Below are 12,775 nucleotides of genomic sequence, written 5' to 3'. Positions count from 1 at the left end.
CTCTCTTCTAAATCGCTTTCACCCGGACTTGCGTGACGGCGATCGTGACGCCGGTGCCATTGGGCACGCACACGGCCTGGCTGTCCTGCAAGAGCACCGGCACGCCGCCGACGAGCACGCGCGTCGCCGCCGTCACCCACTGCGCCGTCACGCACGGCATCGGGTTCGAGCCCGACACGAACGGGCAGCCCGCCACAGTGTGCGGGGCCGACTGCGTGACGACGGGCTGATTCCCGACGAGCACGCGCGGGCTCGGCGCCGTCGCTTGCGCCTGCCCGCCGTGGAGGCAGAGCACCGTCGCACCCTGATGGAGGAGAAAGCCAGGCATGGAAGTAGCGTGTGGTTGGTCTAAATCACGTCGAGCGCGCCGCCGTTGACGGACACCTGCGGCCCCGTCATTTTGATCGTCGCGCCCATCCCGTTGTCGATCTCGACGCCGAGCGCGCTGAGGACGACCTTCTGCCCCGTCGACGTTTCGAGCGTGATCCCGCCGACGCCGGGCGTATCGTCGAGCGTGACGGCGTGGCCACCTTCGGTGACGACCATGACCTTTTTATACGGCGGGGCGAGGAGCAGCGGCGGCACCTCGGCGGCCGAGCCCCACCAGCAGCCCGCCCAGATCGGGTAGTCCGGGTCGCCGTGCTCGAACTCGATCCACACGCCCGCGCCGACGGCGGGGAGCGCGAAGAACCCCGTCTGCTGCCCGCCAAACGGCGCGCACGGCAGCGCCCATCCGCTCTCCTCGTCGCCCATCACGTCCGGCACCTTCGCCTTCACGCGGCCCGTCATGAGCGGGTCGTTGACGTCGGTGACGACGCCGCGGTACTTGCCGAAAAAGGATTGCTGAGGCATGGGAAATGGAGTTCAGGGCACGACGACCGGGAGCGTCGCCCCCGTGCCCTCGCGGCTGATCGTGAACGACTGCGTGTAACGTCCGCGTTCGAGGCGGTGCGTAACGCGGCGGACATAGTAGAACCCGTCGTACGACAGCCCCGCCCCGCGTACGCCGACGAGCCGCCGCGCCCGCAGCACGCCGCCGTAGCGCGTCCCGTCGAGCGTGCCGGAGCCGGTGACGGCGTCCGGCGTGTTCGACGCCGCTGCGAGCGCCGTCGTCGCGGCCTTCAGCGGCGTCTGGTTCGCCGTCTCACGGGTGAGCCGCGTCCGCCGCGCGGGCGACGGGAACGCCGCGAGCGGCGGCACCTTCAGCGACGGCAGCGGCGGGATCGGGAGCGCGAGCTTGAGGAACGGCTCGACGAACGTCCCCGTCGTCCCGACCGGCGCGAGCGCGTCGTGCTGGAAGCCGAGTTGCTCGACGTTCGTCGCCGCGCCCATCCCCATCGTGAGGGCGCGCTGCGGCAGGCTCAGCCGGTTCTCCGGCCCGAAGTACGCCGTGTTCACGCCGAGCGTGACCGGCTCGATGTAGAACACGTAGCCGTTCCGCGCGGCGAGCCGTTGGATGAACGTGAAGTCGGTTTCCTGCTGGCGCGGGACGCGTTCGAGCTCGATGGGAAGGTCCGCCGTGGGCGTCGGGACGGGGACGAGGCCGTACTGGGCGTAGCCCGCGATGATACGCGAGAAGATGAGGAAGTCCGGCTGGTTCGGATACTTCGCGTTCTTCTCTTCGAGGTCGAGCACGGTGCCGAGGTCGCGCCCGGTCACGGTGAGGAGGGTGCCGCCCGGCTCGTTGCTCGGGGCGAGCTGGTGGTGCGTGATCACGCCGTCGATCAGCACCTCAGGCACGACGCCGAGTGCGACGGCGACGACGACGCGCTTCATCGGGGCGAGCGTGCCGCGCTGGAGCAGCGGGTAGTCGAGCGTCGGCCCCTTCGCCACGCGGAACGTGAGCTGGAAGCCATCACGCCCATCCGCGTCCTGCGTCACCTCCGCCGTCTCGAGCGCGTCCACCACGTCCGGCCCCGCCGGGAGCGGGACGGTGTCCCCAACGAGGAGGACGAGTCGGGTGCCGAGAAGGGAGGCGAGCATCGGGCAGCGGGAGCTAGAGCGAGGGCAGAGTGATGACGATCGGGCGGCCGATTTCGTCGGTCAGCTCGGTCGGGTGGAGGACGTGGTTTGCGTCGCAGACCCGCCAGAACTGGAGCGGGTCGCCGAGGTAGCGCGCCGTCACGTTATCGAGCCGGTCGCCCTCGACGACGGCGTGTTCGACGAGTGGGGTGACGGCGTCGTGGCGGGGGATGAAGCGGCGGCGGACGTAGCGGACCTCGCGCACGCGACCGTCGCGGTCGGTCGTGACGTGCGTCGCCGTGTCGAGCGGAGTGTAGCGGCTGTCAGGGTCGAACATGGTTTAAAAGAGGGTCTGAGTCGGGGAGTACAGAGACAAGGCAGTCGGTCAGCTTCGGGCCACTCTCACACGCCCATACCCCCACGCTCCCATACTTATTTAAAGGGCGATGCCGCCCGTGAGGGCTCCGGCGACGTTCGATGCGCCGTGGGCCGTCGCCAGCACTTCTTTGGCGATTTGGTGGCCGAGGTAGAGCGCGCCGCCGGGGCTGAGCAGGCCGAGGTCGTAGTACGAGAGCACGCTCATCGAGAGACTCACGCTCGCGTGGATCGGGTTGAGGTCGGGGTCAAAGGTCTCCTCGGTGATCGTGAAGCCGGTGATGCGGACGGGGAGCACGCGCTTAATCCCCCACGCGAACAGCGTCAGCGGGCTCTCCGGCGGCACGACCTCGATCACCCCCACCGCCTTGAGCACCTCGTTCGCGATCACGAGCGCCGACTTCGGGTAGAGCAGCATCTCCAGCGCCGCCAGCTGGGGATAGATGCCGGCGCTCGCCGCCAGCCCGTCGCCCGCTTCGAGTTGGTCCGTCGCGTCGAGCTCGATCTCGGCGCGGATCTCCTCCTTCGGCGGCGCCTTGAGGCGGAGCGCGGCGGACGGGCTCCCGCCCTCTTGCGCCGTCTGCGCGGTGAGCGTGCGCGTGAGCGTCTCCGGGTTGTACTGGAAGACGATCACGCTCGCCAGCGGGTTGATCGGGTCGAGCCCGATGATCGCGCCTTTCTGCACGCGGGGGGAGCGAGTAAATCCGGTCATAACGCGAGGAATGAGTAGTTACCCGAGGGCGATCGGCTGGACGAGGGATTCGAGTTCGGCGAACGGAACCGTCACGTAGGCGCGAAGCGCCTGCGTTCCTGCTACTCCGGGGCAAGGCACCAGCGCGTCGTACGCACGGGTCCGCTCTTGCAGCGCCGTCCACATCATGAATGCACGGGCGTCGAGACGGTCCAAAATGGCGACCACTGCTGGCGCGTTCTCGTGCAGTACCCCCGCGTCCTTCCAAGCCGCGAGTCGGTCGCGGTCGTCGTGCTCGAAGCTGAGGCCGTAGTAAAGGGGCAGCGTCGCCTTCTCGATGGCGAGATCGCCTACCCCGTCCGGGGCCCATAGCCCCTGCACGTCGTCGAACACTTGGAGGACGTTGCCGAGGTGGAGACCGTACTGCGCGCATGCACGAACGGAGGAGGGCTCCTGGGTGCCGCAGTGCGCACCCGCCTCGCAAGCGAGGACGAACGCGCGGGCGTTCTTTTCCTCGAACGTCTGCCAGTGCTCCTCCAGCGACGGTGCGGCTCCCTGGAGGTCGCGGTCTTGCCCGGCTGCCAGCCGGAGTCCTTCCCCGGTGAACACGCGAGCGAGGCGTTGGTGCACCTCTGGCTCATAGCCCTCCGCGAGTAGCCGGAGGCTGAGTGAGAAGAGGCCGGCGCTCAGGTTGAACGCGCGGGCGGGTCCGACCTGCGCCCAGAGGGCATCGCTGCGGTCCTGGTCTTGGACGTCGTCGAGGACTCTGATGGCCATGCCGAGCACGGTCCAGGCGGCGCTCACGGGTACGGCGGCAGCCGGATCGCCGCCCACCGCGCTACAACTGGCCAGGGGCAGCACGGCGGGCGGCTCGAGGGGCTCGTCCATGGCCGACTCGATCACGTCGGTGAGCATCGGCCAGTGCTTCGGGGTGTGGTCACGAACGAAGGCGCGGACATCAGGAAGCAACGTTCGCAGCGATTCGAGCCGTTCCAGGGCGTCGTCGGATAGTTCGAGCAGGTAATTAGACATAGGCATCCTCCCGTAGCTGAAGGACCGGTCGGTGGGTCGGGCGGCTAGCTGTCGCAGTTTTCGTTGTCCGACGGGAAGGTGCCATTCTCATTCTCACAGGCTCCTGCGTGGCACACGAAAGCACCGCCTCCGCCGTAGATCACGTTGCGGCGGAGCTTCGCTTCCGCGTCGGCCCGGTCATCGGCAGTAATCGTCATGTAGGAGGCCTGCCGCGTCACGACGCAGAAGGGACTGCCCCCCCGAGACATCCGCCGGACCTGATTCAGCGGTGTCCGCTCGGCGACGGAAGAAGCGCTGGCTTCGCCGAGACGCGCCCCGTGCGCACGAAGGCTCCCTGGGGCGTGGTGCTGGCGGAAGTCGTTGAAGGCATCGCGGAACGTCGCGCCGGAGGGGCGTTCGCCCGAGGCGACGGGTTGGAGGTAGTCCGGTAGCGCGCTGGGCATCCGCGCGGATGCCTGGGAGACGCGCTCCGCCTCGGCCTCGGCCGCGTCATGGGCAGGTGCCACTTCGAGCCGTCCGCTCGCTTGCGGTGCCGAGCCCTGCTGCGCCACGTGCACTAGCTCGTGGGCGAGCAACGTCCGTCCGGCCTGCGTATGCGGCGCGAAAGCGCCCTGCGCGAAGACCACATGCCCCCCGACGGTGTACGCCAGCGCGCCGATCGCTTGGGCTGAGGCGTCTGCCTTCGCGTCAGCGTGGACGCGGACGTGGCTGAAGTCGTGGCCCAGCCGGCGCTCCATGGCATGCCGAAGCGTTGCGTCCAGAGGCTGGCCGGGGGTGCGCACGACTTCCTCGACGATCCCCGGGGCCTGTCTCTCTGGCGACCCGGAGCGTCGCTCACGGGCGAGGCGCTTCCTGCGGCATTCGGCGCATTCGCCGGTCGGTCCGGGCGTACCGCCGCAGGCGCACTTTCGCTGCAGGGTCGGTTGGCGGACAGGGATGTACGAGGTCGGCGTGTTGGATGCGTGCTGGGCAGGCGTTTTCATGAGGACAATCCTCCGTGTACGGAGCGGGCGATGAGAGTGGCGAGGCGAGGCGTGGGCGTGTCCGACGCCGCGTCGATCCGGCCGCCGTCGATCCTGGGGTGCCGCGCGTCGGCGGCGAGCGCCGGGGCGATGCCGCGTTCGGCGACGAGCCGCGTTAACTCGGCCTCGACGGCGCGGCCGAGGCGGGCGCGGTCGACGTGCTCGAACCCGTGAAGCACGAGGCGGTCGATGTGGAGGACGACGTTCGGCGTGTCGGTCGGCGTGGTCATGCCCAGCCTCGGAGTTCGTGGTCGGTGAGGGTCGTTTCGTTCTTGGCGTAGACGCGGCGCGCGGCGGCGAGGAGGTGCGTCATGCGCACGGGCTCGTCGGCGTCGGCGGCGAGGAAGGCGGCGTGGAGGGCGATGTTGCGGATCGTCCCGCCCGTCGCGTTGAGCCGGGCGAGGGCCGCCACGTCGAGGCCCTCCGTCGGCGTCTCGGGCGGGAAGGCGCGCTGCCAGATCGCGGCGCGGTGCGCGGCGTCGGGGAGCGGGAACGGGACGACGAAGCGGAGGCGGCGCTGGAAGGCGTCGTCGAGCGATTTCTTGAGGTTCGTCGTGAGGATGGCGAGGCCGCGGTACGCCTCCATCCGCTGCAGGAGGTAGCTGACTTCGAGGTTCGCGTAGCGGTCGTGGCTGTCCTTCACCTCGCTCCGCTTGCCGAAGAGCGCGTCGGCCTCGTCGAAGAGGAGCACGGCCCCGCCCACCTCGGCGGCGTCGAACACGCGCCCCAGGTTCTTCTCCGTCTCGCCGATGTACTTGCTCACGACCCGGCTGAGATCGACGTGGAGCAGGTCGAGCCCGAGCGTGTGGGCGACGACTTCGGCAGCGAGCGTCTTGCCCGTCCCGCTCGGCCCGGAGAAGAGCGCGGTGATGCCGAGCCCGCGCGACGACCGGGCGGCGAAACCCCACGTCTCGTGGACGCGGACGCGCTGCCGGGCGTGCACCGCGAGGTCGTGCAGGAGCTGCTGCTGCGGCTCGGGCAGGACGAGGTCGTCCCACGTCGCGACGGGCTCGATGCGGTGGGCGAGCCCGTCGGTCCGCTGCCGGGCTTGGCTGCGGCACGCCGTGCGGAGCGCGTCGGGGAGCGGCACGCCGCCGTCGGCGAGCGCCAGCCCGCGCAGGCTCGCCGCTTCGATGGCAGCGGTCGGCAGGTCGTACTGCGCCGTGATCTCGCCGAGCTGCCCGTTGAGCCGCTCGCCAGCGGGTCCGAGCGTGGCAATCCACCACGCCTGCTGCTCCGCCCGGCGCGGGCGCGGCACGTCGAACACGAGCGCCGGGTGGCGGAGAATCACGTCGCCGGAGAGCAGGACGGGGCCGCCGACAGCGTCGAGGAATCGGACCGTGCGCTGTCGCGCGTCGTCGGCGTCGAGCCCGTCGGCGTCGAGGAAGAGGGCGGCGCGGCGGAGTGCGGCCTCGCGCGTCCACAGCCGGGCGAGGAGGTCAGCGTCGGCCGGGGCGTTCGGGATGCTCGCGGCGTCGAGGCGGTAGAGCGGGAGGCCGAGCGCGGCGCACGCTGAGGCCGCTACGCCGAGCACGGCGACGGGGTCGGACCCGGTGAGGCGGACGGCGGGCAGTGCCGCGTCGGCGCTCGCCCACGCCGCTCGAATCTGCTCGGCCACGACTCGGTGCGACGGGACGAGGCCGGCCGGCGGCGCGACAGGCTGCACGAACCCTTCGAGTTGTTCGTCGAGCGGGTCGGTGCCGGTGAGGAAGTGGAGCACGCGCTCGTCGAGGCGGAGTGGGGTCGCGGCGAGCGTGTCACCGGAGCCTAAGTGGACGAGCCGCCAGTAGCGGAGCGGCGCGCTCGGCGTGAGGGCGCTCCAATGCGCATCGGGCAGGGCCGCGAGCGCGAGGCCGAACGTCGCCCCGCCAGCCTCGGCGACGCGCGCGGCGAACGCGGCTTCCAGCTCTACGCCTGCGCACAGGAGCACGACGTCGCGCTCGAACGGCGAGAGGCCGAACGTCGCGGCGAGTCGTTCGAACGCGGGCGGCTCCGCCATCGAGAACTCAGCGGGCGCATCGCCGGCCTCCTCCCCTCCTTCGTCGGGCGATAGCTGGGCGCGGACCCGGCCGAGCGCCGCCGTGAGGGCGCGCTGGTTCGCCTCGGCCCACGTCGTGTCGATCGCCGCATTCATACCGTCACCTCCTGCGAGCCGACGAACGAGGGCGGGGTCGTCGTCCGGTCCACGAGCACGCTCTCGACGCCGTCGACGCGGAGCCGGAGCCGGTACGTCCCTGCCTCGACGTCGTCGAGCTCAAAGGTGAGCGTGTCCGTCGCGGTGGCGTGCGGCGCGGCCGGGGCCGTGCGCGTTCCGACGACGAGTTCGGCCCGCTGCGCGGGGAGCACGTCGGGCGTGACGGTGACCGTGAACGTCGTCGTCGCGGTAGATGTGCTCGCGGCGGCGGAGTCGATGCGGGGCGCGAGGGCGAGGGGGAGCACGTTCGTCCGTCGCTCCGTACCGCCCTCGTCGAGCCGGACGGAGACGGCGTAGATCCCGGCCGGCCACGTCGCCGCGTCCGCCGCCGGGGCTATTTCGAGCGGGACGGCGAGTTCGGCATCGGCCACGCTGCCCGGTGTCACTTCGAGCGGCGCGTCGAGCCGCTGGTGCTCGAACACGGCGACGTGCCCGCTCCGGTCCGGCCCGGCGAAATCGTGCCCGACGAGGCGGACGGTCTCGCCGAGGTACGCGCTCGGCTTCAGGTCCGGCGGGACGACGCCGGTGAGCGTCGGGATCGGCGGCACGAGGCCGGGCACGACGGTCGGCCCCCGGTCGGAGAGCCCGATCGTGAGGACGGGCAGCGGCGCGCGCGCGGGCCGCCGCGCCTCGATCAGCACGACCGACGCGCGGTACGCCGCCGACGGGCGGTGGCTCGCCTGGAACGCCGTCCACAACCGCGACAGCTCTTCGGTGCCCACCTCCTCCGGCGTGAGCTTGACGAGCTCGACCTGCTCGGCGAGGTCCGCCGCCGCGAGGCCGGCCGCTGCGTCGGGCAGGATCGATCCGTCGACGGGTGAGGTCGGCGCGAGCGTCGTGCGGATCATCTCGCGCGTGAGGACGGGCCGCTCGTGGAAGAGCTGCATCGCGTAGCCGAGGAGGATCTCGGCCTGGAAATCCTCGACGCCGTACGCCGTGAGGAGATAGTGAAGGTCGAGCGCGAGTGGCGGGTTCGTCAGCCGCGTCCCGTCGCCGCTGCGCGAGGGGAGGCCGACGTTCCGCCAGCCCATGTTCGGCGAGACGCGGTGGAGGTAGAGGTTCAGCTTCGCGCCGCCGTTCGCGTCCGCCGCGAGGTCGGGCGCGACCGCGGTGACCGTAACGGGCGCCCCGACGGCGGCGTTGACGGAGTGATCGACGAGCGCGTTGTCGAGGAGGTCTTTCAGCACGGCCGTGACGGCGGCGAGCGCGAGGGCGTTGCTCATGATCGGCCTCCGCGTCCGTCGGCCTGCCGGCCGCTGAGGTAGTCGTCGAGCGTGAGGGCCGGCGTCGGCCGTTCGCGCGCCGCGCGCACCGGCGTCGGCGGGGGCACGGCCCGGACCTCGATCCGCCCGATGTGGACGTGGACCGTCGGCGCTTCGGCGGCAGCGTCCCGACTTCCGGCAGCGCGCGGCGACCACGGGATTTCGCTCGCCGGGGCGGATTTGCGCAGCATCGGCGCGGATACGCTCGGTGCGGAAGCGTCGGCGGCGGTCCGCGGCGGGACCGGCACGTGGGCACCGGGCAGCGACGCTTCTTCAACCGACACCATCGACACGACGGGCAGCGGCGGCTCGACGTGCGGGGGGCGTTCGGGTCGATCCGCGATAGGGCTAGCGGCCCGAGCAGGTGGCTGGACGCTGGAGGGCGCGGGCGCAGTGCGGGCTGGCACAGGCTCGGCGCTCGTCGTGGCCTCGCTCGTCGAGGCGGACGGAGCGACTCGGGGGAGCGTCGACGGGCGCGGCGACACGCGAGGGCGTTCGGGCTCCGGCAGTGGATCAGCGGGCCGCGCGTCTGCGGCGAGCGACAGATCTCTGGGAACGGAAGCGGGCTCCCCTGCTCTCCCCTCGGCCTCTCGCAAAACGGCGGCGACCGGCGGGACCGGCGGCGTGGGCGGAACAGCGCCCGGCGCGGCGTCCGGCACGGACGGTTGCGCGGCGCGCGGCGTAGCCGGAGCGGCGTCGGGCGCGGCGGATCGGGGAGCCTTTGCCCCAGCCTCGGTCTCCCCGAGCGCGTCAGGGGATGCGTCGGCCGGGGACTCGAAGCGGGCGAGCCGCCGGGGGCGGATCGCACTCGCGGTGCCCGTGCTGCGGGCGAGGAGGGTATGGAGGTGCGTCGCCACGGCTTACCCGTTCAGGAGAGCGAGGTAGTGATAGCGCCGCCGGAAGCTGAGGGCGAGCACGTCCCGCTCGGCCCAGCCGTACGCGAGCGCGAGCCGGTGGACTTCGGCGAGCAGCCGGAGCGCGTGCCGCTCGATCTCGGCCCAGAAATAAGCGGCGATGTCGAACACGTCCTGCCAGCCGTGCCCGCAGGCAGGACACTCCAGGTCCCACCGAATCGCGGCGAGCGGGTCGGCCTCGGCCATCCCCCGCGCCACGGCGTCGACGACGGCGTCGGGGAGCGCGTCGGGCGTCTCTCGAAGACAGCAACGGAGGAGCGCGGCGCTCGGGTCGGCGGCGTGGATGGCGGCGGCGAGATCGTGCGTGGTCGGCAGGCGATACGCGACGGTCACGCCGTCGGCCTCGGCCGTGAGCCACGCTGGAGCCGGGTCGGCGGGGGCGGCGGCGAGGAGGTCGTCGATGTGGACGGCGAGGTCGAGGCATTCGCCGCAGGCCGGGCAGGCCGTCTCGCCCTCCACGACGGGTCCGAACGTGAGCGCGCGGAGCCGGAGCAGGCGCGCGTCCCGCCGACCGACGGGGAGCGCGGCGAGAACATCGGCCGGCTCGCCGCCCGCCGCAGCGAGCGGGAGGACGGCGCGCAGGGCCGAGGCGGGGCCTCGCTCCCAAAGGTCGAGGAGGTCGGCGGGGGCGAGGGCCGTCATCAGACCGCGGGCTCGGTGAAGCTCGGCTCGGCCGGCTCCGTCACGTCGTAGTCGCGCTCCCAGCCTTCGTTTTCGAGCTTGATCATCTGGATCGCCACGCCCTCGCCGTTCGCGTCGAGGTCGGGGAGAGCCTGGTATTCGGAGACCCAGCAGCGGAACACGCGGTAGGAAATCGCCACCTGCCCGGCTTCGTTCATCACCTCGATGATGATGTCCTTGCGGAAGTCGGCGAGCGAGACCTCGGCGCCGAGGCCGGAGCCGAAGTTCCACACCTTGTTCGCCCACTGCTCGAAGGCGACGTCGTGCGTCACGCCGCGCTCCAGCGTGATCGCCCCGTACTCGGTGCGGCCGGGCGACTTCCGGCTCGTGCTGACATCGCCGCCCTCGCGGTGCTCGACGAGCTTCGTCGTCCGCTTCAGCGCGCCGACCTTGCTCACGCCGGCGACGTAGACGCCGTCCCACTTGACGCGGAATTTGAAGTTCTTGTACGGGTCGAACCGCTGCGCGTTGACGGTGAACTGAGCCATGTCGGGGATGGGTTTGGTACGAAAGGGTGGAGATGCGGGGGCGTCCGGTCATCGGCACGCACTCAGGTCTCGATCTGCCCCGCGATCTGCTGGAGCTTGAGGATGACGAACTCGGCCGGTTTGAGCGGCGCGAAGCCGACGACGATGTTGACGATGCCGTTGTTGATGTCGGTCTGCGTCGTCGTCTCGCGGTCGCACTTCACGAAGTAGGCGTCGCGCGCCGACGCACCCTGGAAGGCCCCCTGCCGGAACAGCGTCTGCATGAAGGCGCCGACGTTGAGGCGGATGCTCGCCCACAGCGGCTCGTCGTTCGGCTCGAAGACGACCCATTGCAGCCCGCGGTAGAGGCTCTCTTCGAGGAAGAGCGCGAGGCGGCGGACGGGGACGTACTTCCACTCGCTCGCGGCCCGGTCCGCGCCGTCGAGCGTGCGGGCACCCCACGCCACGCGGCCGAACACGGGCAGCGTCCGGAGGCAGTTGATCCCGAGCGGGTTGAGCACGCCGTTCTCGGCGTCGGTCAGCCGGTATTCGAGCCGCTGCACGCCGCGGAGCACGGCCTCGGTCCCGGCCGGTGCCTTCCACACGCCGCGCGCGCCGTCGATGCGGGCGTAGAGCCCGGCCACGGTCCCGCTCGGCGCGACGGCGCGGAGGCGGAAGCCGTTGAGGGCGTCGGCGATGAGCGGGCGCGGGTAGTAGAGCGCCGCGTTGCGATGGCGGAGCGAGCCGTTCGCGTCGAGCCACGCCTGCACCTCGGCGACCTGCTCGCGCGGGTTGCCCGCCGGCTGCGGCACGTCGAGGAGGTAGAACGCCCGCTCCTGCTCGCACAACCCCGTCGCGGCGGTGGCGACCTGCGCGGCGGCCGTGTCGCTCAGCCGCGTCGTCGCCGGAATCGAGAGGATGTTGAAAAGGTCGACATCGCGGAGCGCGTAGATCCCCGTCTTCGGTCCGTCGCTCCCGATGAGGTCGGCCGCGCCGGGGAGGCTGCCGTCGGCCCCGGCCTGCTGGCTGCCGTCGGGGAGCGCCTGCGCCCCGTTCGTCGAGTCGCTGCCGAGCACGTAGCGCTGCACGTTCTCGTCGAGTGTGAGGCTGGTGGCGAGCGCGCCGGAGAAAGCGAGCAGGTCGATGTCGGCCCCGCGCCCCGTCTCGACCGCGAGGTACTGCTCGTCGCTCGCCGTCCCGACGACGCGGACCGTCGCGCGGCTGAGGTCGAAGTCGTCCGACGTGCTCGCGTCGGGGACGACGGCACGGAGCGCGGTCTGGAACGCGGAGGCGAGCGCCGCCGGCGTCGTCGCCGCGTCGAGGTCGACCGAGACGGAATAGGTGCCGGTCGCGGCCGAGCCGTCCGTGTTGCGCGGGGTCACGTCCGCGGCCTCCGTGCCCGAGAGCGTGCCGAGGTCGAGCGCGGCGCTCGTCGTGCCCGTCGGGGCGGGGCGGCGCGGCGGCGTCGCGTCGATGGCCGCCTGTACGACGTCCGCCGTGACGAGGGCCGACGCCCCGGCGATCACGTCTTCGAGCGTCTCGTCCACAGCGAGGTTGAGGAACCGCTCGGACGTGACGATCTGCTCGCGCCCGTCCACCGTGGCCACTTCGGAAACGGTCATGTTGAACGTCGCCGTCGGCGTGAGCGTGTCGTAGTCGATGGCGACGCGGAGGGCGTTCCCCCACGCGCCAGGGCTCGCGGCCGAGACCGTCATCACGTCGTTCCCGCTCCCGTCCTGGAGCGTGATCGCGGCCGTCGCCGCCACGGTCGCGCTGCCCGCCGTGTCGGTGTTCGTCACGCGGATGACGTAGGCCTGCCCGCCGCCGTTGAGGAAGAACTGCTGGACGGCGTAGGCCGCCTCGCTGTCGGCGCGGAGCCCGCCGAAGGCCCGCTCGAAATCGCCGAAGCTGAAGACCCGCACGGCCTCGTTGACGGGGCCCCGCGAGAACGCCCCGACGAACGCTGTGATGGACGTGGCGACGCCGCTGATGGTGCGGACGCCGCTCGGGACTTCCTCGATGTAGACGCCGGGATAGGTCGGTGCAGTGGGCATAATCGTAGCGGTCTAGGGTTGAATCGGGAGCACGAAATCGCACGGCGGAACGTGGCACGACCTCCAACCTCGTCCCTCTCCGGGGGCCACGAGAGAGACGTTCGCGGAACGATGGATGAGG

General features: G+C 71.3%; 14 protein-coding genes. All 14 read right to left on the bottom strand.

The window, feature by feature from the left end; translation table 11 throughout:
• Nucleotides 1–7 precede the first annotated feature (7 nt).
• Nucleotides 8–328: a PAAR-like protein gene (locus ABJF88_07515; GenBank protein MEP0546762.1), complete on the bottom strand. Its 321-nt coding sequence runs from the start codon at nt 326–328 to the stop codon at nt 8–10.
• A gap of 20 nt (nt 329–348) precedes the next feature.
• Nucleotides 349–852, bottom strand: a complete 504-nt coding sequence (locus ABJF88_07510) for a phage baseplate assembly protein V (GenBank protein ID MEP0546761.1) — start codon at nt 850–852, stop codon at nt 349–351.
• Between the two features lie 12 nt (nt 853–864).
• Nucleotides 865–1,983, bottom strand: a complete 1,119-nt coding sequence (locus ABJF88_07505; protein ID MEP0546760.1) for a hypothetical protein — start codon at nt 1,981–1,983, stop codon at nt 865–867.
• Nucleotides 1,984–1,996: 13 nt separating this feature from the next.
• Nucleotides 1,997–2,299 carry a LysM domain-containing protein gene (locus ABJF88_07500; GenBank protein MEP0546759.1) on the bottom strand — a complete coding sequence of 101 codons (303 nt, stop codon included), beginning with the start codon at nt 2,297–2,299 and terminating at the stop codon, nt 1,997–1,999.
• Nucleotides 2,300–2,398: 99 nt separating this feature from the next.
• Nucleotides 2,399–3,049: a hypothetical protein gene (locus ABJF88_07495; GenBank protein ID MEP0546758.1), complete on the bottom strand. Its 651-nt coding sequence runs from the start codon at nt 3,047–3,049 to the stop codon at nt 2,399–2,401.
• A gap of 18 nt (nt 3,050–3,067) precedes the next feature.
• Entirely contained in the window at nt 3,068–4,060 is a 993-nt protein-coding gene (locus ABJF88_07490; protein ID MEP0546757.1) for a polyprenyl synthetase family protein, read from the bottom strand.
• Nucleotides 4,061–4,104: 44 nt separating this feature from the next.
• A complete protein-coding gene (locus ABJF88_07485) occupies nt 4,105–5,043 on the bottom strand; it encodes a DUF4157 domain-containing protein (GenBank protein MEP0546756.1) in 939 nt (312 codons plus the stop codon).
• Nucleotides 5,040–5,312 (bottom strand): hypothetical protein, encoded by a 273-nt coding sequence (locus tag ABJF88_07480; protein ID MEP0546755.1) that lies wholly within the window; start codon nt 5,310–5,312, stop codon nt 5,040–5,042. The genes ABJF88_07485 and ABJF88_07480 overlap by 4 nt, the downstream gene beginning before the upstream one ends.
• Complete coding sequence (locus tag ABJF88_07475; GenBank protein MEP0546754.1) at nt 5,309–7,216, bottom strand: ATP-binding protein; 1,908 nt, start codon at nt 7,214–7,216, stop codon at nt 5,309–5,311. Before ABJF88_07475 ends, ABJF88_07480 begins: the two co-directional genes overlap by 4 nt.
• Nucleotides 7,213–8,499 carry a DUF4255 domain-containing protein gene (locus ABJF88_07470; protein MEP0546753.1) on the bottom strand — a complete coding sequence of 429 codons (1,287 nt, stop codon included), beginning with the start codon at nt 8,497–8,499 and terminating at the stop codon, nt 7,213–7,215. The genes ABJF88_07475 and ABJF88_07470 overlap by 4 nt, the downstream gene beginning before the upstream one ends.
• Complete coding sequence (locus tag ABJF88_07465; GenBank protein MEP0546752.1) at nt 8,496–9,395, bottom strand: hypothetical protein; 900 nt, start codon at nt 9,393–9,395, stop codon at nt 8,496–8,498. Before ABJF88_07465 ends, ABJF88_07470 begins: the two co-directional genes overlap by 4 nt.
• Before the next feature lie 3 nt (nt 9,396–9,398).
• Nucleotides 9,399–10,094, bottom strand: a complete 696-nt coding sequence (locus ABJF88_07460) for a hypothetical protein (protein ID MEP0546751.1) — start codon at nt 10,092–10,094, stop codon at nt 9,399–9,401.
• Complete coding sequence (locus ABJF88_07455; GenBank protein ID MEP0546750.1) at nt 10,094–10,621, bottom strand: phage tail protein; 528 nt, start codon at nt 10,619–10,621, stop codon at nt 10,094–10,096. Before ABJF88_07455 ends, ABJF88_07460 begins: the two co-directional genes overlap by 1 nt.
• 62 nt (nt 10,622–10,683) lie before the next feature.
• Nucleotides 10,684–12,654, bottom strand: coding sequence for a phage tail sheath C-terminal domain-containing protein (locus ABJF88_07450; GenBank protein MEP0546749.1), 1,971 nt, complete (start codon nt 12,652–12,654; stop codon nt 10,684–10,686).
• Nucleotides 12,655–12,775 lie beyond the last annotated feature (121 nt).

This window comes from Rhodothermales bacterium (genome assembly GCA_039944855.1).
GTDB lineage: Bacteria > Bacteroidota > Rhodothermia > Rhodothermales > JANQRZ01 > JBBSMX01.
This window is presented reverse-complemented; position numbering and strand designations above follow the sequence as displayed.